The organism is Pseudomonas ekonensis, assembly GCF_019145435.1.
Taxonomy (GTDB): domain Bacteria; phylum Pseudomonadota; class Gammaproteobacteria; order Pseudomonadales; family Pseudomonadaceae; genus Aquipseudomonas; species Aquipseudomonas ekonensis.
Window position 1 is genome coordinate 510001 of record NZ_JAHSTS010000001.1, and the last position, 20839, is coordinate 530839.

The following is a 20839-nucleotide window of genomic DNA, read 5'->3' on the forward strand; positions in this document are numbered from 1 at the left end:
CTGTAAGCCTGTGAAGGTGAGTTGAGAAGCTTGCTGGAGGTATCAGAAGTGCGAATGCTGACATGAGTAACGACAATGCGAGTGAAAAACTCGCACGCCGAAAGACCAAGGTTTCCTGCGCAACGTTAATCGACGCAGGGTTAGTCGGTCCCTAAGGCGAGGCTGAAAAGCGTAGTCGATGGAAAACAGGTTAATATTCCTGTACTTCCGGTTATTGCGATGGAGGGACGGAGAAGGCTAGGCCAGCTTGGCGTTGGTTGTCCAAGTTTAAGGTGGTAGGCTGGAATCTTAGGTAAATCCGGGGTTCCAAGGCCGAGAGCTGATGACGAGTTGCCGTTAGGCGACGAAGTGGTTGATGCCATGCTTCCAAGAAAAGCTTCTAAGCTTCAGATAACCGGGAACCGTACCCCAAACCGACACAGGTGGTTGGGTAGAGAATACCAAGGCGCTTGAGAGAACTCGGGTGAAGGAACTAGGCAAAATGGCACCGTAACTTCGGGAGAAGGTGCGCCGGTGAGGGTGAAGCACTTGCTGCGTAAGCCCACGCCGGTCGAAGATACCAGGCCGCTGCGACTGTTTATTAAAAACACAGCACTCTGCAAACACGAAAGTGGACGTATAGGGTGTGACGCCTGCCCGGTGCCGGAAGGTTAATTGATGGGGTTAGCTAACGCGAAGCTCTTGATCGAAGCCCCGGTAAACGGCGGCCGTAACTATAACGGTCCTAAGGTAGCGAAATTCCTTGTCGGGTAAGTTCCGACCTGCACGAATGGCGTAACGATGGCGGCGCTGTCTCCACCCGAGACTCAGTGAAATTGAAATCGCTGTGAAGATGCAGTGTATCCGCGGCTAGACGGAAAGACCCCGTGAACCTTTACTATAGCTTTGCACTGGACTTTGAATTTGCTTGTGTAGGATAGGTGGGAGGCTTTGAAGCGTGGACGCCAGTCTGCGTGGAGCCATCCTTGAAATACCACCCTGGCAACTTTGAGGTTCTAACTCAGGTCCGTCATCCGGATCGAGGACAGTGTATGGTGGGTAGTTTGACTGGGGCGGTCTCCTCCTAAAGAGTAACGGAGGAGTACGAAGGTGCGCTCAGACCGGTCGGAAATCGGTCGCAGAGTATAAAGGCAAAAGCGCGCTTGACTGCGAGACAGACACGTCGAGCAGGTACGAAAGTAGGTCTTAGTGATCCGGTGGTTCTGTATGGAAGGGCCATCGCTCAACGGATAAAAGGTACTCCGGGGATAACAGGCTGATACCGCCCAAGAGTTCATATCGACGGCGGTGTTTGGCACCTCGATGTCGGCTCATCACATCCTGGGGCTGAAGCCGGTCCCAAGGGTATGGCTGTTCGCCATTTAAAGTGGTACGCGAGCTGGGTTTAGAACGTCGTGAGACAGTTCGGTCCCTATCTGCCGTGGACGTTTGAGATTTGAGAGGGGCTGCTCCTAGTACGAGAGGACCGGAGTGGACGAACCTCTGGTGTTCCGGTTGTCACGCCAGTGGCATTGCCGGGTAGCTATGTTCGGAAAAGATAACCGCTGAAAGCATCTAAGCGGGAAACTTGCCTCAAGATGAGATCTCACTGGAACCTTGAGTTCCCTGAAGGGCCGTCGAAGACTACGACGTTGATAGGTCGGGTGTGTAAGCGCTGTGAGGCGTTGAGCTAACCGATACTAATTGCCCGTGAGGCTTGACCATATAACACCCAAGCAATTTGCGAACCCGGAAGGGCCAGATTGCGGTGTGTGGAGACGAAAGAACCGAAAGTTCGCCAAACGCACAAAGCTGTCACATACCCATTCGTCGGCACGGGCCCCCAGGGCGCGGACCGGCACACAGAATTTCTTGACGACCATAGAGCGTTGGAACCACCTGATCCCATCCCGAACTCAGAAGTGAAACGATGCATCGCCGATGGTAGTGTGGGGTTTCCCCATGTGAGAGTAGGTCATCGTCAAGATTAAATTCCGGAACCCCAACTGCGAAAGCGGTTGGGGTTTTGTTTTGCCCGCAGGAAAGTTCGTGCGTCGAGTTTCCTGCTGGGGGCACTCACAGGGGCATGGCTGAGGATTGCCGTGCAGAGGAGGGTGTAGGACTGTCCAGGATGGCCCCTCGCAAACGCATACGGGTTGTTCGCGTCAAGTGTGCAATGGCGGCAGCACGTGGCTGTGGTGCCCGCAGAGAGGGGCTGTACCGCGTTCTGGCTGCCCTGGAGGCGGCATTGGCACGCTGCACTCCAAAATGCCTTGCCTGGGCTTGATGGCCGCTAAGCGCGATCCAGGCCGAGCAGGAGTCGCGCAATTGATCATGCCGCAGTGGCGATAACGAGTTTCTTGCCATTAATTGATGGCGGGACATTGCTCGCCACTATCCGGAAACGGGCAGTGGCTGCGCCCAATGCATTGGCGCGGCCTGATCAGAATCGCGATCGGTGAGGGAAGGGTAGGAGATAAACCCCAAAAACAAAAAAGCCCGCTGTTAGCGGGCTCTAGAGATGTTACCTAGACGATGGTAGTCGTCTATGTGCTGCAGATGGTGCCCCGAGGGAGACTCGAACTCCCACTCCTTTCGAAAACGGATTTTGAATCCGCCGCGTCTACCAATTCCGCCATCAGGGCTCAATGGCGGCGAAGTATAGAGACGCGCCTACCGTTGGTCAATCACGTTTCATGGTCAATTTTTGATAATTCCGCTAGACTTTCCGGCCCTGCCAGACGAACCCCATCATGCGTGTTGCTGACTTTACCTTCGAGCTTCCTGATTCGCTGATCGCCCGCCATCCGTTGGCCGAGCGACGCGGTAGCCGGCTGTTGACCCTGGACGGGGTCAGCGGTGCCCTGGCACACCGTCAATTCACTGATTTGCTTGAGCATTTGCGCCCTGGCGATCTGATGGTGTTCAACAATACCCGGGTGATTCCGGCGCGGTTGTTCGGGCAGAAGGCGTCCGGCGGCAAGCTGGAGATCCTCATCGAACGGGTGCTCGACACGCACCGCGTGCTGGCCCATGTGCGCTCCAGCAAGTCGCCCAAGCCGGGTTCGAAGATCCTCATCGAGGGCGGCGGCGAGGCCGAGATGCTGGCCCGTCACGACGCGCTGTTCGAGCTGGGTTTCGCCGAAGAGGTGCTGCCGCTGCTCGACCGCGTCGGGCACATGCCGTTGCCTCCTTATATTGACCGCCCTGACGAAGGCGCCGACCGCGAGCGCTACCAGACCGTGTACGCCGAGCGCCTTGGCGCGGTGGCGGCGCCGACCGCCGGCCTGCATTTCGACCAGACCCTGATGGAGGCCATCGCCGCCAAGGGCGTCGAGACCGCGTTCGTCACGCTGCACGTCGGCGCTGGCACGTTCCAGCCGGTGCGGGTCGAGAAGATCGAAGACCACCACATGCACAGCGAATGGCTGGAAGTCGGCGAGGACGTGGTCGATGCCGTCGCCGCCTGCCGGGCGCGGGGCGGGCGGGTGATCGCGGTGGGCACCACCAGCGTGCGTTCGCTGGAGAGCGCGGCTCGCGACGGCGTGCTCAAACCGTTCAGCGGCGACACCGACATCTTCATTTACCCGGGCCGGCCGTTCCATGTGGTCGACGCCCTGGTCACCAACTTCCATTTGCCCGAATCCACGCTGTTGATGCTGGTTTCGGCGTTCGCCGGTTATCCGGAGACCATGGCGGCCTACAAGGCTGCGGTCGACAACGGTTACCGCTTTTTCAGCTACGGTGATGCGATGTTCATCACCCGCAACCCCGCTCCACGCGGCCCAGAGGAAACAGTATGAGTCGCACCTGTCGCATGTCGTTCGAGCTGCTCGCCACCGACGGCAAGGCCCGCCGTGGCCGCCTGACCTTCCCGCGCGGCACCGTCGAGACCCCGGCGTTCATGCCGGTGGGCACCTACGGCACCGTCAAGGGCATGCTGCCGCGGGACATCGAGGCGATCGGCGCAGAGATCATCCTGGGCAACACCTTCCACCTGTGGCTGCGTCCGGGCATGGAAGTGATCAAGAAGCACGGCGACCTGCACGACTTCATGCAGTGGAAAGGCCCGATCCTGACCGACTCCGGCGGCTTCCAGGTGTTCAGCCTCGGCGCCATGCGCAAAATCAAGGAGGAGGGCGTGACCTTCGCCTCTCCGGTCGACGGCGCCAAGGTGTTCATGGGGCCGGAAGAGTCGATGCAGGTCCAGCGCGACCTGGGCTCCGACATCGTGATGATCTTCGACGAATGCACCCCGTACCCGGCCGACGAAGACGTCGCGCGGGTGTCCATGGAGCTGTCCCTGCGCTGGGCCCAGCGTTCGAAGAACGCCCACGGCGACAACACGGCGGCGCTGTTCGGCATCGTCCAGGGCGGCATGCACCAGGACCTGCGCATGCGCTCGCTCGAAGGCCTGGACAAGATCGGCTTCGACGGCCTGGCCATCGGCGGTCTGTCGGTGGGCGAGCCCAAGCACGAAATGATCAAGGTGCTGGACTACCTGCCGGGCCAGATGCCTGCTGACAAACCTCGTTACCTTATGGGCGTTGGCAAACCGGAAGATCTGGTTGAGGGTGTGCGCCGCGGGGTGGACATGTTCGATTGCGTGATGCCGACCCGCAATGCCCGCAACGGGCATCTGTTCATCGACACCGGTGTGCTGAAGATCCGTAACGCGTTCCATCGCCATGATGATTCGCCGCTGGATCCGACCTGCGATTGCTACACCTGCCAGAACTTCTCCCGCGCTTATCTGCACCACTTGGACAAATGCGGCGAAATGCTCGGCAGCATGCTCAATACCATCCACAATTTGCGCCATTATCAGGTGCTGATGGCTGGTTTGCGCGAGGCTATTCAACAGGGTACATTGGCCGCCTTCGTCGAGGCCTTCTATGCCAAGCGCGGGCTTCCCGTACCGCCTTTGGACTGAGTTTCCTGACCCCAAGATTCAACATTTTTGCAACTGGAGTGCTAAATGAGCTTTTTTATCTCTAACGCCATGGCCGACGCGGCTGCACCGGCTGCTGCGCCTGTCGGCGGCGGCTTCGAGTGGATTTTCCTGGTCGGTTTCCTGGTCATCTTCTACCTGATGATCTGGCGTCCGCAGGCCAAACGCGCCAAAGAGCAGAAAAACCTGCTGAGCAGCCTGCAGAAGGGCGACGAAGTGGTCACCACCGGCGGCATCGCCGGCAAGATCACCAAAGTGGCCGATGACTTCGTGGTGCTGGAAGTGTCCGACACCGTGGAAATGAAGTTCCAGAAGGGCGCGATCGCCGCCACGCTGCCAAAAGGCACGCTCAAGGCGATCTAAAGTTTCAACTTCCACTCAATCGACGGGGCGCGCAAGGCGCCCCGCGTCATAGCGGGCGGCGTGATGCTGAACAAATATCCTCTGTGGAAATACATTCTGATCCTGGCGGTGCTGGCGATCGGTCTGATTTATTCCGCTCCCAATCTGTACCCCGATGATCCGGCCATCCAGATCAGCGGCGCCAGCACGGCCCTGCAGGTCAACCAGGCCGACCTGGACCGTGCGGGTACTGCGCTCAAGGAATCCGGGATCGCCGTCAAGGCCGCGAGCCTGTCTGCCAACGGCAAGGGCGGCCTGATCCGCCTGACCAAGGCTGAAGACCAACTGCCGGCCAAGGACGTCGTGCGCAAGGCATTGGGTGACGACTACGTCGTCGCGCTGAACCTGGCCCAGACCACGCCGCAGTGGCTGCGCAACCTGGCCGCGCACCCGATGAAGCTGGGTCTCGACCTGTCCGGCGGTGTGCACTTCCTGCTGGAAGTGGACATGGACAAGGCCATCGACGCGCGCCTGAAGATCTACGAAGGCGAAGTCAAGAGCCTGCTGCGCAAAGAGAAGCTGCGCTACCGCAGCCTGCCGCAACTGGGCGGCGCCATCCAGCTGGGCTTCAGCGACGATGCGTCCCGCGAACAAGCCCGTGCGCTGATCCGCAAGAGCTTCAACGATTTCGACATTGTTCCGGCCGACCTCAACGGCCAGCCGGTGCTGCGTCTGGCGATGACCCCGGCCAAGCTGGTGGAAATCCGCGAATACTCCATCAAGCAGAACCTGACCACGGTGCGCAACCGCGTCAACGAACTGGGTGTCGCCGAGCCGATCGTCCAGCGTCAGGGCGCCAACCGCATCGTGGTTGAGCTGCCGGGCGTGCAGGACACCGCCGAAGCCAAGCGGATCCTGGGCAAGACGGCCAACCTCGAGTTCCGCCTGGCCGCCGAGCCGGGTGCCTCCAAGGCCACTTCCGAGACCTTCGAGTTCCGCGAGGGCAAGCGTCCTCCGGCGCAGATCGAGCGCAGCCTGATCATCACCGGTGACCAGGTCACCGACGCCAAGGCCGGTTTCGGCGAGCACGGCACGCCTGAAGTGAACATCCGCCTGGACGGTCACGGCGGCGAACTGATGAGCCGCGCGACCCGCAGCAACGTCGGCCGCAGCATGGCGGTGATCTTCATCGAACAGCGTCCGGTCACCACCTACACCAAGCAGGTGGTCGACGGCGTCGAGAAAGACGTGGCGGTGCAGTCGTTCAAGGAAGAGAAGAAGATCATCAGCCTGGCGACCATCCAGTCGCCGCTGGGTGCGCAGTTCCGCATCACCGGCCTGAACGGCCAGGGCGAGTCGTCCGAACTGGCGCTGCTGCTGCGCGCCGGCGGCCTGGCGGCGCCGATGTACTTCGCTGAAGAACGCACCATCGGCCCGAGCCTGGGTGCCGACAACATCACCAAAGGCATCGACGCTTCGCTGTGGGGCATGCTGTTCGTCTCGCTGTTCATCATCGCCATCTACCGCTTCTTCGGCCTGATCGCCACGGTCGCGCTGGCCGTGAACATGGTGATGCTGCTGGCGCTGATGTCGCTGCTGGGCGCCACGCTGACCCTGCCGGGCATCGCCGGCATCGTGCTGACCATGGGCATGGCGGTCGACGCCAACGTGCTGATCTTCTCGCGGATCCGCGAAGAGATCGCCGCCGGCATGACCGTGCAGCGCGCCATCAACGAAGGCTTCGGCCGGGCGTTCACCGCGATCCTCGACGCCAACCTGACCACCCTGCTGGTCGGCGGCATCCTCTTCGCCATGGGCACCGGCCCGGTGAAGGGCTTCGCGGTGACCATGTCCCTCGGGATCTTTACCTCGATGTTCACGGCCATCATGGTGACCCGCGCGATGGTCAACCTGATCTTCGGCGGTCGTGACTTCAAGAAGTTGTGGATTTAAGGGGCTGCCATGTTACGTACTATCAACTTCATGGGCGTTCGCAACTTCGCGTTCGGCGTCACTCTGTTCCTGACGGCACTGGCCTTGTTCAGCGTGTTCCACAAGGGCATGAACTGGGGCCTGGACTTCACCGGCGGTACGCTCATCGAGCTGACCTACGAGCGTCCGGCCGATGTCACCAAGGTGCGTGAGCAACTGGCGACGGCCGGTTACCACGAGGCGGTCGTGCAGAACTTCGGCGCGACCACCGACCTGCTGGTGCGCATGCCGGGCGAAGACCCGCAACTGGGCCATCAGGTGGCCGAGGCACTGCAGAAGGTCGGCGGCGAGAACCCGGCGACCGTCAAGCGCGTCGAGTTCGTGGGCCCGCAGGTGGGCGAGGAACTGCGTGACCAGGGCGGCCTGGGCATGCTGCTGGCGCTCGGCGGCATCTTGCTCTACCTGGCTTTCCGCTTTCAGTGGAAATTCGCGGTGGGCGCCATTGTTTCGCTGATCCACGACGTGATCGTGACGATCGGCATCCTGTCGTTCTTCCAGATCACCTTCGACCTGACGGTGCTGGCGGCGGTGCTGGCGATCATCGGCTACTCGCTCAACGACACCATCGTCGTGTTCGACCGGGTCCGCGAGAACTTCCGTGTGCTGCGCAAGGCCAGCCTGATCGAGAACATCAACATCTCGACCACCCAGACCCTGCTGCGCACCATGGCGACCTCGATCTCGACGTTGCTGGCGATCGCGGCGCTGCTGTTCTTCGGCGGCGACAACCTGTTCGGCTTCTCCATCGCCCTGTTCATCGGTGTTTTGGCGGGTACCTACTCGTCGATCTACATCGCCAACGTGGTGCTGATCTGGCTGAACCTGACCAGCGAGGACCTGATCCCGCCGGCCAACACCGACAAGGAAATCGACGACCGTCCTTGAGGCCATCCTCTCCCGGCAGAGTCACCCGAAAAAGGCGCGAGTTGAACTCGCGCCTTTTTTCATGCTCCAAGGCTGGGAGAAGCGCGGGCACGCCCCGCATGTGATGGTCAGGAGGTTCATGTGAACAAGTCGTTGCTGGTTGGTGCGGTATTGGGTGCTGTCGGTGTGACCGCCGGGGGTGCTGTTGCTACCTACAGCCTGGTGAAAAGCGGCCCTGAGTACGCGCAAGTGCTGGCTGTCGAGCCGGTCAAGACGCAGATCAAGACTCCACGTGAAGTGTGCAAGGACGTCACCGTGACCCGTCAGGCGCCGGTGAAGGATCAGCATCAGATCGCCGGTACGGTGGTCGGTGCGTTGGCCGGCGGCCTTTTGGGCAACCAGATCGGCGGCGGCACCGGCAAGAAGATCGCCACGGTGGCCGGTGCGGTCGGCGGCGGTTACGCCGGCAACAAGGTGCAGGAGGGCATGCAGGAGCGTGACACCTACACCACGACGCAGACGCGCTGCAACACCGTGAATGACATCAGCGACAAGGTCGTCGGCTACGACGTTCGCTATTCGCTGGATGGCAAGGAAGGCAAAGTGCGGATGGATCGGGATCCGGGCAACCAGATTCCGGTGGACAAGGAAGGCAAGCTGATCCTATCCCAGGCCCAGCCCGGACAGTGATCAAGCATGAAAAAGCACCCTGCGGGGTGCTTTTTTGTGCCTATCGTTCGGCGTACGACTTGGGGGTCTTGGCTGACTCCATCGCCAGCAGGCTGGCTCCCACATGGATTGTGGTGGCTGCCGAAAGCGGGTCAATCACAGGCATAAAAAAAGCACCCCGAGGGGTGCTTTTCTCGTATTGCGTAGCGCTTAACGCTTCATCGAAGCCGGCAGGTGCGGCTGGATGGCCGTCAGCACGGCCTTGAAGCATTTGGTGTTGCCGGCGACGACGTGGCCTTTCTCCAGGAAGTCGTGACCGCCGGTGAAGTCGCTCACCAGGCCGCCCGCTTCCTGAATCAGCAGGGCGCCGGCTGCCATGTCCCACTCGGACAGGCCCGATTCCCAGAACGCGTCGAAACGGCCGGCGGCCACGTAGGCCAGGTCCAGGCTCGCCGAACCTGCGCGGCGGATGCCGGCGGTCTGGCCCACCAGGGCGCGGAACATGCCCAGGTAGTTGTCCAGGTTGTCCATCTGGTCGTCACGGAACGGGAAGCCGGTGCCCAGCAGGGCGCCGTCCAGGCTGGTGCGGCCGCTGACGCGCAGGCGACGGCCGTTCAGTTGGGCGCCACGGCCACGGCTGGCGGTGAACTCTTCCTGACGGACCGGATCCAGGACAACGGCGTGTTCCAGACGGCCGCGGTATTTGCAGGCGATGCTGACCGCGAAGTGAGGGATGCCGCGCAGGAAGTTGGTGGTGCCGTCCAGCGGATCGATGATCCACAGGTACTCTTCGCCTTCGATGCCGGAGCCTGCGTGCATGCCGGTCTCTTCACCCATGATCGAGTGATTCGGGTAAGCCTTGCGCAGGGCGTCGATGATTTTCTGTTCGGCGGCGCGATCCACCTCGGACACGTAGTCCTTGGCGTCTTTTTCGTCGACCTTGATGCTATCCAGGCGCTCGATGGAGCGGAAGATCAGTTCACTGGCGCTGCGGGCGGCGCGCAGCGCGATATTCAGCATGGGCTGCATGGATGTGTCACCTAAGGTTGTTAAAGAAAGCCGCGCATTCTATCAGAAGTTTTCTTCAGGTGAAGGTCGCTGTTCGCATTCATGGCTTAACGGTAGGCTGTTCTGTAAGATTTGCACCCCTTTCCCGAGTCCGAGAGCCTGCGCCGTGCTGCAAAACATTCGTGTCGTCCTGGTCAACACCAGCCATCCGGGCAACATCGGCGGGACCGCGCGCGCCATGAAGAACATGGGGCTTTCGCGGCTGGTGCTGGTGGAGCCCCGGGTGTTTCCGCACCACGAAGCCGATGCCCGCGCATCCGGTGCCGGCGACATCCTTGAAAACGCGCAAGTCGTCGCCACCTTGGAAGACGCCTTGGTCGGCTGCAACCTGGTGCTGGGCACCAGCGCCCGTGACCGGCGGATCCCGTGGCCGCTGCTCGATCCCCGCGAATGCGGCGCCAAAGTGGTCGAGGAGGCCGGGCAGGGCGCGGAAATCGCCCTGGTGTTCGGGCGCGAGGATTCCGGACTGACCAACGAAGAGCTGCAGCGATGTCACTACCACGTGCACATCCCCTCCGATCCTGAATTCAGCTCGCTGAACCTCGGGGCGGCGGTGCAGGTGCTGAGCTATGAAGTGCGCATGGCCTGGCTGGCGGCGCAAGGCCAGCCGAGCAAGTTCGAAAAGGAAGAAGTGGCCTCCGTCAAAAGCAATGAGCTGGCGACCATGGACGAACTGGAGCGGTTCTACGAGCACCTGGAACAGACCCTGGTGGCCATCGAGTTCCTCGATCCTGAAAAGCCGCGGCACTTGATGGCACGCCTGCGCCGGTTGTACGGACGCAGCTCGGTCAGCCGGGCGGAAATGAATATTTTGCGTGGCATCCTCACGGAAACCCAGAAAGCGGCCCGTGGCGAGCTCCTTAAACGGAAGGAATGATGATGTTCGAGCGTTTGCGTGAAGATATCCAGAGCGTATTCCACCGAGACCCGGCGGCGCGTAACGCTTTTGAGGTTCTGACCTGCTACCCCGGCATGCACGCGATCTGGATCCATCGGCTGTCGGCGATGCTGTGGCGTGCAGAGCTGAAATGGCTGGCGCGGCTGGTGTCGAACTTCGGCCGCTGGTTGACCGGGATCGAGATCCATCCGGGGGCGAAGGTCGGGCGCCGCTTCTTCATCGACCACGGCATGGGCATCGTGATCGGGGAAACGGCTGAGATCGGCGACGACGTGACCCTGTACCAGGGCGTGACCCTCGGCGGCACCAGTTGGAACAAGGGCAAGCGTCACCCGACGCTGGGTGACGGCGTGGTGGTCGGGGCCGGCGCGAAAGTGCTCGGGCCGTTCACCGTGGGTGCCGGCGCCAAGGTCGGCTCCAATGCGGTGGTCACCAAGGAAGTGCCGCCGGGTGCGACCGTGGTGGGCATTCCGGGGCGGATCATCGTCAAGTCCGATGACGAGCAGGACGCCAAGCGCAAGGCGATGGCCGAGAAGATCGGCTTCGATGCCTACGGCGTCAGCGGCGACATGCCGGATCCGGTGGCTCGGGCCATCGGTCAGTTGCTCGATCACCTGCAGGCGGTGGACGGGCGACTGGAGGGGATGTGCGGCGCGCTGAAGGATCTGGGCAGCAATTACTGTGCGAAAGATCTGCCTGAGCTGCGCGAAGAGGACTTCGCTTGCGTCAAGGGCAAGGAAGACACCACGGCGGGTTGAGGCCTGCACGAGGGGAGGCGCGAACGGTGCCGCCCCTCGGGTGTCGCGATCAGGCAATGGCGCAGCGCTGGCCGGTGTGCCATTAAGCCGCAGACCCTGCTATCATGCGCGCGCTCTTTGCGGGTAAACCCGACTAAAGCACTAGGTCTTATAGTTGACTTAAATGCTCGGGAATTGCATACTCCCGCCCATTCCGAACTCCGTGGTAATTGTCCATGCGACTGACTACAAAAGGCCGATACGCCGTGACCGCCATGCTCGACCTGGCGTTGCACGCGCAGCACGGGCCCGTGTCCCTGGCCGATATCTCCGAGCGCCAAGGCATTTCCCTGTCCTATCTCGAACAGCTGTTCGCCAAGCTGCGCCGCAGCAACCTGGTGTCCAGCGTCCGCGGTCCGGGCGGCGGTTACCAGCTGTCCCGCGACATGCAGGGCATCCAGGTCGCTCAGGTGATCGATGCGGTCAACGAATCGGTCGATGCGACCAAATGCCAGGGCCAGGGCGATTGCCATTCCGGCGACACCTGCCTGACCCATCACCTGTGGTGCGACCTCAGCCTGCAGATCCACGAATTTCTCAGCGGTATCAGCTTGGCCGACCTCGTAACTCGCCGTGAGGTGCAGGAAGTGGCCCAGCGCCAGGATCAGCGTCGTTGCAATGGCAAGGCGCCGCGCCTGGACAAGATTGAAGCGTCCGCCGTCGAATGACAGCCAGAGAGCCAGCGGTACGCCAGCCAGCCTGATTTAGGAGATAGTCCATGAAATTGCCGATTTACCTTGATTACTCTGCGACCACCCCGGTCGATCCGCGCGTTGCGCAAAAGATGAGTGAATGCCTGCTGGTCGACGGGAACTTCGGTAACCCGGCATCCCGCTCCCACGTGTTCGGCTGGAAGGCCGAGGAAGCCGTGGAGAACGCCCGTCGTCAGGTGGCCGACCTGGTCAACGCCGACCCGCGCGAAATCGTCTGGACCTCCGGCGCGACCGAGTCCGACAACCTGGCAATCAAGGGTGCGGCACATTTCTACGCCTCCAAGGGCAAGCACCTGATCACCACCAAGATCGAACACAAGGCCGTCCTCGACACCATGCGCCAACTGGAGCGCGAAGGTTTCGAAGTGACCTACATCGAGCCTCGTGAAGACGGTCTGGTCACCCCGGAAATGGTCGAAGCCGCCCTGCGCGAAGACACCATCCTGGTGTCGGTGATGCACGTGAACAACGAAATCGGCACCGTCAACGACATCGCCGCCATCGGCGAGCTGACCCGTTCCAAAGGCATCCTGTTCCACGTCGACGCCGCTCAGTCCACCGGCAAGGTCGAGATCGACCTGCAGAAGCTGAAAGTCGACATGATGTCGTTCTCCGCCCACAAGACCTACGGCCCTAAAGGCATTGGCGCGCTCTACGTCAGCCGCAAGCCGCGCGTGCGCATCGAAGCGACCATGCACGGTGGCGGCCACGAGCGCGGCATGCGCTCCGGCACCCTGGCGACCCACCAGATCGTCGGCATGGGCGAAGCCTTCCGCGTGGCCAAGGAAGACATGGCCGCCGAGAACGTGCGGATCAAGGCCCTGAGCGACCGCTTCTACAAGCAGGTCGAGCACCTGGAGGAGCTGTACGTCAACGGCAGCCTGACCGCCCGCGTTCCGCACAACCTGAACCTGAGCTTCAACTACGTCGAAGGCGAGTCGCTGATCATGGCGCTCAAGGACCTGGCGGTATCGTCCGGTTCGGCCTGCACCTCGGCGTCGCTGGAGCCTTCGTACGTGCTGCGCGCCCTGGGCCGCAACGACGAACTGGCGCACAGCTCGATCCGCTTCACCTTCGGCCGCTTCACCACCGAAGAAGAGATCGACTACGCCGCGCAGAAAGTCTGCGAGGCCGTCACCAAGCTGCGCGCCCTGTCGCCGCTGTGGGACATGTACAAAGACGGTGTCGACATTTCGAAGATCGAGTGGGCGGCACACTGATTTCAAGTCGCCGCGAACCAGCCCTGCGGCCAGAGGCGGCAGGGCCCAAAGAGCGACTCTCTGATGAGTGAGGATTAAGCATCATGGCTTACAGCGAAAAGGTCATCGACCACTACGAAAACCCGCGCAACGTCGGCAAGATGAACGCCGAAGACCCGGATGTCGGCACCGGCATGGTCGGCGCCCCGGCGTGCGGCGACGTGATGCGCCTGCAGATCAAGGTCAACGAGCAGGGCGTGATCGAAGACGCCAAGTTCAAGACCTACGGCTGCGGTTCGGCGATCGCTTCCAGCTCCCTGGCCACCGAGTGGATGAAGGGCAAGACCCTGGACGAAGCCGAAACCATCAAGAACACCCAGCTGGCTGAAGAACTGGCCCTGCCGCCGGTGAAGATCCACTGCTCCGTGCTCGCCGAGGACGCCATCAAGGCGGCCGTGCGCGACTACAAGCAGAAGAAAGGTTTGCTCTAACAGCACACATCGCAAGATGTAAGGAGTCTCGATGGCCATCAGCATGACAGAAGCCGCCGCCAAGCACGTGCGCCGTTCCCTGGACGGTCGCGGCAAGGGCGAAGGGATCCGCTTGGGCGTCCGCACCACGGGCTGCTCGGGGCTGGCGTATGTGCTGGAATTCGTCGATGCCCTGGGCGAAGACGACCAGGTGTTCGAAAGCCATGGCGAAAAGGTGATCATCGATCCCAAGAGCCTGGCGTACCTGGACGGCACCGAACTCGATTTCGTCAAGGAAGGGTTGAACGAAGGCTTCAAGTTCAACAACCCCAACGTGCGCGGTGAGTGTGGCTGCGGCGAAAGCTTCAACGTCTGAGGCCGCTCGTGGGTATTCCTTGTCATTTCGCCTTGTTTGACCTGCAACCGGATTTTCGCCTGGATCTCGAGCAGTTGGCCTCGCGCTACCGCGAGCTGGCGCGCGGCGTTCACCCAGACCGCTTCGCCGACGCCTCCGAGCGCGAGCAGCGGCTGGCGCTGGAGCAGTCCGCCCGGCTCAACGAGGCGTACCAGACCCTCAAGAGCCCCCCGCAACGCGCGCGTTACCTGCTCACCATGAGCGGGCGCGAGCTGCCGCTGGAGGTGACGGTGCACGATCCGGAGTTCCTGCTGCAGCAGATGGAGCTGCGCGAGGAGCTCGAAGACCTGCAGGACAACGCCGACCTGGACGGTGTCGCCGCCTTCAAGCGCCGGCTGAAGGCCGCCCAGGACCGATTGAACGAAAGCTTCGCAGCCTGTTGGAACGACGCGGCGCAACGCGAGCAGGCCGAACGCCTGATGCGGCGCATGCAGTTCCTCGACAAGCTCTCCTACGAAGTGCGCCAGCTAGAAGAGCGCCTCGACGATTAACCCAGTGCCGCTCCGGTCGCACGCCTGATATACAGATAAGTCCTGATCACGATGGCCCTACTGCAGATCGCCGAACCCGGCCAAAGTCCTCAACCGCACCAGCGCCGTCTGGCTGTGGGGATCGACTTGGGCACTACCAATTCGCTGGTCGCTGCGTTGCGCAGTGGTCTTTCCGATCCGCTGGCCGACGCCCAAGGGCAGGTGATCCTGCCGTCCGCCGTGCGGTATCACGCCGACCGCGTCGAGGTCGGCGAGTCGGCCAAGCTGGCCGCATCCGCAGACCCTCTGAACACCGTGCTGTCGGTCAAGCGCCTGATGGGGCGTGGCCTGTCCGACGTCAAGCAGCTGGGCGAGCAACTGCCGTACCGCTTCGTCGGCGGCGAGTCGCACATGCCGTTCATCGACACGGTTCAGGGGCCGAAGAGCCCGGTCGAAGTCTCCGCCGACATCCTGAAGGTGCTGCGCCAGCGCGCCGAAGCGACGCTGGGCGGCGAGCTGGTCGGTGCGGTGATCACGGTGCCGGCCTATTTCGATGATGCACAGCGCCAGGCCACCAAGGACGCGGCGAAGCTCGCCGGTCTGAACGTGCTGCGCCTGCTCAACGAGCCGACCGCCGCCGCTGTGGCCTATGGCCTGGATCAGCATGCCGAAGGCCTGGTCGCGATCTACGACCTGGGCGGCGGCACCTTTGACATTTCCATCCTGCGCCTGACCGGCGGTGTCTTCGAAGTGCTGGCCACCGGCGGCGACAGCGCCCTGGGCGGCGATGACTTCGACCATGCCATCGCCGGCTGGATCATCGAGGGCGCCGGCCTGTCCGCCGACCTCGATCCGGGTGCGCAACGCAATCTGCTGCAGACCGCTTGCGCGGCCAAGGAAGCGCTGACCGATGCCGCTGCGGTTGAGGTGGTTCATGGCGACTGGAAGGCGCAACTGACCCGCGAAGCGTTCGACGCGCTGATCGAGCCGATGGTCGCGCGCAGCCTCAAGGCTTGCCGCCGTGCCGTGCGTGATTCCGGCATTGAGCTGGAAGACGTTCACGCCGTGGTCATGGTCGGCGGTTCGACCCGTGTGCCGCGTGTGCGCGAAGCCGTCGCCGAGGCCTTCGGCCGTCAGCCGCTGACCTCCATCGACCCGGATCAAGTGGTGGCCATCGGGGCCGCGATCCAGGCCGACACCCTGGCCGGCAACAAGCGTGACGGCGGCGAACTGCTGCTGCTCGACGTGATTCCGCTGTCCCTGGGGCTGGAAACCATGGGCGGGCTGATGGAGAAGGTGATTCCGCGCAACACCACCATCCCGGTCGCCCGCGCCCAGGATTTCACCACCTACAAAGACGGCCAGTCGGCCATGGCGATCCATGTGCTGCAGGGCGAGCGCGAGCTGATCAGCGACTGCCGCTCCCTGGCGCGCTTCGAGCTGCGCGGGATTCCGGCGATGGTGGCCGGCGCGGCGAAGATCCGCGTGACCTTCCAGGTCGATGCCGACGGTCTGCTCAGCGTCTCCGCCCGTGAACTGGGCTCGGGCGTCGAGGCCAGCATCCAGGTCAAGCCGTCCTACGGCCTGACCGACGGCGAAATCGCCAAGATGCTCAAGGACTCGTTCCAGCACGCCAACGACGACAAGGTCGCCCGTGTCCTGCGCGAGCATCAGGTCGACGCCCAGCGCCTGGTCGAGGCAGTGCAGGCTGCCCTGGACGCCGACGGCGAGCGTCTGCTGGACGCCGAAGAACGCATGGTCATCGACCTGCAGGTGCAGGAACTGACCGAACTGATGAAGGGCACCGATGGCTTCGCCATCGAGCAGCAGACCAAGCGTCTGTCGCAAGTGACCGACGCCTTTGCCGCCCGCCGCCTGGATTCGACGGTGAAAGCCGCGCTGGCGGGGCGCAACCTGAATGAAATCGAGGATAACTGATGCCGCAGGTCATTTTTCTGCCACACGAGAAGTTCTGCCCTGACGGCATGGTGGTCGAGGCCGAGCCCGGCACGTCCATTCTCGAACTGGCCCACGAGCACCACATCGAGATGGAAAGCGCCTGCGGCGGCGTTTGCGCCTGCACCACCTGTCACTGCATCATCCGCGAAGGTTTCGATTCGCTGGAAGAGGCCGACGAACTGGAAGAGGACTTCCTCGACCGTGCCTGGGGCCTGGAAGCCCAATCGCGCCTGGCCTGCCAGGCCATTGTCGGCGAGGAAGACCTGACCGTCGAAATCCCGAAATATTCGCTTAACCATGCGGCCGAAGCGCCGCACTGACTGGTAAGACTGTCATGAGCTACGGCTGGAATGATGTTCAACGCATTGCAGAAGAGCTGGCCGAGGCCCATCCGGGCGTCGATCCGTACTCTGTCAATTTCGTCGACCTGCAAAAATGGATCATGGCGCTGCCGGATTTCGACAACGACTCGGGCCGTGTGGGCGAGAAGGTGTTGGAAGCGGTTCAGACGCTCTGGGCCGACGAGTTAGACTGATCGTCCTCGCAGGTTAGGCAATACCCAAGAACCCGCGTATAATTCGCGGGTTTAATTTTTCGCAAATTACCGTTTCTGGAGTTACACCATGGCTGTTCAACGTACTTTCTCCATCATCAAGCCTGACGCCGTTGCAAAAGGCGCTGCCGGCGAAATCGTTACCCGTTTCGAAAAGGCTGGCCTGAAAGTGGTTGCTTCGAAAATGAAGCAACTGTCCAAAGCCGAAGCCGAAGGTTTCTACGCTGAGCACAAAGAGCGCGGTTTCTTCGGTGACCTGGTTGCTTTCATGATCTCCGGTCCAGTGGTCGTTCAGGTTCTGGAAGGCGAAAACGCCATCGCTCGCAACCGTGAGCTGATGGGCGCCACCAACCCTAAAGAAGCTGCTGCCGGCACCATCCGCGCTGACTTCGCTGAATCGATCGACGCCAACGCCGTTCACGGTTCGGACTCCGAAGCCGCTGCCGCTCGCGAAATCTCGTACTTCTTCGCAGCTACCGAAGTAACCACTCGCTAAGCATTGGCTTAAAGAGTGAAGGTGAATCCATGACGACATCGACTGCTAAAACCAACCTGCTGGGTCTGACCCAGCCGGAAATGGAAAAATTCTTCGACTCAATCGGGGAGAAGCGTTTCCGTGCCGGTCAGGTTATGAAATGGATTCACCACTTTGGCGTGGATGATTTCGACGCCATGACGAACGTCGGCAAGGCCTTGCGCGAGAAGCTCAAGGCCGTTGCCGAAATTCGTGGTCCCGAAGTGGTCAGCGAGGACATCTCCAGCGACGGCACCCGCAAGTGGGTGGTGCGCGTGGCGTCCGGCAGCTGTGTCGAGACCGTGTACATTCCCCAGGGCAAGCGCGGCACCCTCTGCGTTTCGTCCCAGGCAGGCTGTGCCCTGGACTGCAGTTTCTGCTCCACCGGCAAGCAAGGCTTCAACAGCAACCTCACCGCCGCCGAAGTCATCGGCCAGGTGTGGATCGCGAACAAATCCTTCGGCAGCGTTCCGGCCACCATCGACCGCGCCATCACCAACGTGGTGATGATGGGCATGGGCGAACCGCTGCTGAACTTCGACAACGTCGTGGCCGCCATGCATCTGATGATGGATGACCTGGGCTACGGGATCTCCAAGCGCCGCGTGACCCTGTCCACGTCGGGTGTGGTGCCGATGATCGATGAGCTGGCCAAGCACATCGACGTGTCCCTGGCGTTGTCCCTGCACGCACCGAACGACGCATTGCGCAACCAGTTGGTGCCGATCAACAAGAAGTACCCGCTCAAGATGCTGCTCGACTCGTGCGTGCGCTACATGTCCGCCCTGGGCGAGAAGCGTGTGCTGACCATCGAGTACACCTTGCTCAAGGACGTCAACGACAAGCTCGAGCATGCGGTCGAGATGATCGAGCTGCTCAAGGACATCCCCTGCAAGATCAACCTGATCCCGTTCAACCCGTTCCCGCATTCCGGGTACGAGCGGCCGAGCAACAACGCCATCCGCCGGTTCCAGGATCAGCTTCACCACGCAGGCTTCAACGTCACCGTGCGCACCACCCGTGGTGAGGACATCGACGCCGCCTGCGGTCAATTGGTAGGACAGGTGCTGGATCGCACCCGTCGCAGCGAACGCTACATCGCGGTGCGCGAATTGAGCGCCGACGGCGATCTGGCGCAGAACGCCGCGAACACTCACTAAGAGAGGATCTCTATGTCCCTGCGCTTCGCGCTGCTGTTGCTGTTGGCCAGCCTCTGTGCTGGCTGTGTCCTGTCGGGCGACTACAACCCGATGAAGACCAGCAAGGGCCGCGACGAGGCGCGGGCTGCCTACGTGCAGTTGGGACTGGGTTATTTGCAACAGGGTATGACCGAACGGGCCAAGGTGCCGCTCAAGAAGGCCCTGGAGCTGGACGGCTCGGATGCCGACGCCAACGCCGCCCTGGCGCTGGTGTTCCAGGCCGAGCTGGAGCCTCAGCTGGCCGACGAGCACTTTCGCAAGGCGCTGTCCTCCCGTCCCGCCGATGCCCGGATCCTCAACAACTACGGCAGTTTTCTCTACGAGCAGCAGCGTTACAAGGACGCCTACGAGCGATTTGAACAGGCGGCCGCCGATACCCTGTATCCTGAGCGTTCCCGGGTCTTCGAGAACCTCGGCATGACCGCGGCGAAGCTCGGCCAGCGCGACCTGGCGCAGCAACAGCTGGAAAAGGCGCTGCGCCTGAACCGCCAACAGCCGCGGGCGTTGCTGGAAATGGCTGAGTTGTCCTTCGAAGACAGGCATTATGTGCCCGCGCGAGACTATTACGACCGTTACAGCCAGTTGTCCGAGCAGAACGCACGCAGCCTGTTGCTCGGCGTGCGGCTGGCGAAAGTGTTTGAAGATCGCGACAAGGCCGCCAGTTACGGCCTGCAACTAAAACGACTCTATCCCGGTACGCCGGAATATCAGCAATACCTGTCGGAGCAATGATGAAAGCGGCGCATCCCGAAGTTGTAGCAGCGACTCGCGTTAACCCCGGTGAGACCTTGCGCCAGGCCCGCGAAAGCAATGGCTGGTCGCTGGCCGAAGTGGCCCTCAAGCTCAACCTCACCGTGACTTCCCTGAGCAACCTCGAAGCCGGCGCGTTCGACAAACTGCCGGGGCATACCTTCGCTCGCGGCTACATTCGCGCCTACGCCAAATTGCTCGGCATGGATCAGGCTGTCCTGGTCCAGCAGTTCGACCAGTCCACCGGCACCGACTCCCAGGGCAGCAACGTGCACAGCCTGGGACGGATCGAGGAGCCGGTGCGGGTTTCCCACACCATCTTGCGCATCGTCAGCCTGTTGCTGCTGATCGCGGTCATCGGCGGCGGTTTCGTCTGGTGGCAGGATCAGACCTCGCTGCGCACCAAGGACCTGATCGGCCTGGCTCCGGAGCACGTCGAAGTCGAAGGCGCCGACGGCACCACCCAGATCCACCCGCTGGACGAGCCGGAAGACCAGGCTGTCGAAGAGGGCCAGGCCGAGGCTTCCGCCCCGCTGGCGCTGCCGCAGGGCGAAACCTCCACTGAAACCGCCGCGGAAGCGACCGGCACCGAAGCGGCCGCTGCGCAGACTGCGCCAGCGGCTCCTGCTCCGACTGCAACGCCTGCCGCCCCGGTTCACACGCCGGCGCCGGTCGTCGCCGCGCCTGCCCCTGTTGCTCCGGCCGCCCCCGCGCCAGCCGTTGTCGCCCCGGCGGCTCCGGTCGTCCAGGCGCCTGCGCCGGTGACGGCGCCAGCCGCGCCGGTCGCCGGCCAGGGCCAGGGCCAGGTACAAGTGCAGTTCACCGCCGATTGCTGGACGCAAGTCACCGACGGCAGCGGCAAGGTGCTGTTCAGCGGGCTGAAGCGCAAGGGCGACAGCCTGTCGGTCGCCGGCAAGCCTCCGTTCGCGGTGCGCCTGGGCTATGCCCGCGGCGCTCAGGTCAGCTACAACGGCCAGGCGGTCGATGTGGCTCCGTTCACCAGTGGCGAGACCGCTCGCCTGAAGTTGGGTCAATAA

At 62.1% G+C, this 20839-nt stretch carries 21 protein-coding genes, 1 tRNA gene and 2 rRNA genes (1 of these 24 cut by a window edge); 22 read left to right on the forward strand and 2 right to left on the reverse strand.

What is annotated here, in order from left to right:
- Both KVG96_RS02470 and rrf read left to right on the forward strand, forming a co-directional pair.
- Positions 1-1704, forward strand: a 23S ribosomal RNA gene (locus KVG96_RS02470); it begins 1187 nt to the left of the window's first position.
- Between the two features lie 146 nt (positions 1705-1850).
- A 5S ribosomal RNA gene (rrf, locus tag KVG96_RS02475) occupies positions 1851-1966 on the forward strand.
- 573 nt (positions 1967-2539) lie between these two features.
- On the opposite strand, the gene KVG96_RS02480 is transcribed toward rrf, so the two are convergent.
- A tRNA-Leu gene (locus tag KVG96_RS02480) sits at positions 2540-2624 on the reverse strand.
- A 108-nt stretch (positions 2625-2732) separates the two neighbouring features.
- On the opposite strand from KVG96_RS02480, the gene queA reads away from it, so the two are divergent.
- The 6 genes from queA to KVG96_RS02510 all read left to right on the forward strand — a co-directional run bounded on the left by queA (position 2733) and on the right by KVG96_RS02510 (position 8818).
- Positions 2733-3782, forward strand: coding sequence for a tRNA preQ1(34) S-adenosylmethionine ribosyltransferase-isomerase QueA (gene queA / locus KVG96_RS02485; protein WP_217890685.1), 1050 nt, complete (start codon positions 2733-2735; stop codon positions 3780-3782).
- 14 nt (positions 3783-3796) lie between these two features.
- Positions 3797-4912, forward strand: a complete 1116-nt coding sequence (gene tgt, locus KVG96_RS02490) for a tRNA guanosine(34) transglycosylase Tgt (protein WP_217892428.1) — start codon at positions 3797-3799, stop codon at positions 4910-4912.
- 45 nt (positions 4913-4957) lie between these two features.
- Positions 4958-5293, forward strand: a complete 336-nt coding sequence (gene yajC / locus KVG96_RS02495; protein WP_085586631.1) for a preprotein translocase subunit YajC — start codon at positions 4958-4960, stop codon at positions 5291-5293.
- 63 nt (positions 5294-5356) lie between these two features.
- The gene (gene secD / locus KVG96_RS02500) at positions 5357-7225 is read left to right on the forward strand and encodes a protein translocase subunit SecD (RefSeq protein ID WP_085586632.1); all 1869 of its coding nucleotides are present in this window, start codon (positions 5357-5359) and stop codon (positions 7223-7225) included.
- Between the two features lie 9 nt (positions 7226-7234).
- The gene (secF, locus tag KVG96_RS02505; RefSeq protein WP_217890686.1) at positions 7235-8149 is read left to right on the forward strand and encodes a protein translocase subunit SecF; all 915 of its coding nucleotides are present in this window, start codon (positions 7235-7237) and stop codon (positions 8147-8149) included.
- A 120-nt stretch (positions 8150-8269) separates the two neighbouring features.
- On the forward strand, positions 8270-8818 hold the full coding sequence (locus KVG96_RS02510) for a glycine zipper 2TM domain-containing protein (protein WP_085586634.1): 549 nt from the start codon (positions 8270-8272) through the stop codon (positions 8816-8818).
- A 189-nt stretch (positions 8819-9007) separates the two neighbouring features.
- Here KVG96_RS02510 and suhB read toward each other — a convergent pair whose 3' ends face one another.
- Positions 9008-9826, reverse strand: a complete 819-nt coding sequence (suhB, locus tag KVG96_RS02515) for a type III secretion system regulator SuhB (protein WP_217890687.1) — start codon at positions 9824-9826, stop codon at positions 9008-9010.
- 145 nt (positions 9827-9971) lie between these two features.
- On the opposite strand from suhB, the gene trmJ reads away from it, so the two are divergent.
- The 14 genes from trmJ to KVG96_RS02585 all read left to right on the forward strand — a co-directional run bounded on the left by trmJ (position 9972) and on the right by KVG96_RS02585 (position 20839).
- A complete protein-coding gene (trmJ, locus tag KVG96_RS02520; RefSeq protein WP_085586636.1) occupies positions 9972-10742 on the forward strand; it encodes a tRNA (cytosine(32)/uridine(32)-2'-O)-methyltransferase TrmJ in 771 nt (256 codons plus the stop codon).
- Positions 10743-10744: 2 nt separating this feature from the next.
- The gene (gene cysE / locus KVG96_RS02525) at positions 10745-11521 is read left to right on the forward strand and encodes a serine O-acetyltransferase (RefSeq protein ID WP_085641064.1); all 777 of its coding nucleotides are present in this window, start codon (positions 10745-10747) and stop codon (positions 11519-11521) included.
- 215 nt (positions 11522-11736) lie between these two features.
- Entirely contained in the window at positions 11737-12228 is a 492-nt protein-coding gene (gene iscR, locus KVG96_RS02530; RefSeq protein WP_007956690.1) for a Fe-S cluster assembly transcriptional regulator IscR, read from the forward strand.
- Positions 12229-12278: 50 nt separating this feature from the next.
- Positions 12279-13493 carry an IscS subfamily cysteine desulfurase gene (locus KVG96_RS02535; RefSeq protein WP_217890688.1) on the forward strand — a complete coding sequence of 405 codons (1215 nt, stop codon included), beginning with the start codon at positions 12279-12281 and terminating at the stop codon, positions 13491-13493.
- A gap of 83 nt (positions 13494-13576) precedes the next feature.
- Positions 13577-13963, forward strand: a complete 387-nt coding sequence (iscU, locus tag KVG96_RS02540; protein WP_002552476.1) for a Fe-S cluster assembly scaffold IscU — start codon at positions 13577-13579, stop codon at positions 13961-13963.
- 31 nt (positions 13964-13994) lie between these two features.
- Positions 13995-14318 (forward strand): iron-sulfur cluster assembly protein IscA, encoded by a 324-nt coding sequence (gene iscA / locus KVG96_RS02545; RefSeq protein WP_085586639.1) that lies wholly within the window; start codon positions 13995-13997, stop codon positions 14316-14318.
- Between the two features lie 8 nt (positions 14319-14326).
- Positions 14327-14848, forward strand: coding sequence for a co-chaperone HscB (gene hscB, locus KVG96_RS02550; RefSeq protein ID WP_217890689.1), 522 nt, complete (start codon positions 14327-14329; stop codon positions 14846-14848).
- 51 nt (positions 14849-14899) lie between these two features.
- Entirely contained in the window at positions 14900-16765 is a 1866-nt protein-coding gene (gene hscA / locus KVG96_RS02555; protein ID WP_217890690.1) for a Fe-S protein assembly chaperone HscA, read from the forward strand.
- On the forward strand, positions 16765-17106 hold the full coding sequence (fdx, locus tag KVG96_RS02560; protein ID WP_085641068.1) for an ISC system 2Fe-2S type ferredoxin: 342 nt from the start codon (positions 16765-16767) through the stop codon (positions 17104-17106). The genes hscA and fdx overlap by 1 nt, the downstream gene beginning before the upstream one ends.
- Before the next feature lie 14 nt (positions 17107-17120).
- Positions 17121-17321 carry a Fe-S cluster assembly protein IscX gene (gene iscX / locus KVG96_RS02565; RefSeq protein ID WP_217890691.1) on the forward strand — a complete coding sequence of 67 codons (201 nt, stop codon included), beginning with the start codon at positions 17121-17123 and terminating at the stop codon, positions 17319-17321.
- Positions 17322-17409: 88 nt separating this feature from the next.
- Entirely contained in the window at positions 17410-17835 is a 426-nt protein-coding gene (gene ndk / locus KVG96_RS02570; protein ID WP_003227894.1) for a nucleoside-diphosphate kinase, read from the forward strand.
- 29 nt (positions 17836-17864) lie between these two features.
- The gene (gene rlmN, locus KVG96_RS02575) at positions 17865-19013 is read left to right on the forward strand and encodes a dual-specificity RNA methyltransferase RlmN (RefSeq protein WP_085586644.1); all 1149 of its coding nucleotides are present in this window, start codon (positions 17865-17867) and stop codon (positions 19011-19013) included.
- A gap of 12 nt (positions 19014-19025) precedes the next feature.
- Positions 19026-19784 carry a type IV pilus biogenesis/stability protein PilW gene (gene pilW, locus KVG96_RS02580; protein WP_217890692.1) on the forward strand — a complete coding sequence of 253 codons (759 nt, stop codon included), beginning with the start codon at positions 19026-19028 and terminating at the stop codon, positions 19782-19784.
- Positions 19784-20839 (forward strand): RodZ domain-containing protein, encoded by a 1056-nt coding sequence (locus KVG96_RS02585; RefSeq protein ID WP_217890693.1) that lies wholly within the window; start codon positions 19784-19786, stop codon positions 20837-20839. The genes pilW and KVG96_RS02585 overlap by 1 nt, the downstream gene beginning before the upstream one ends.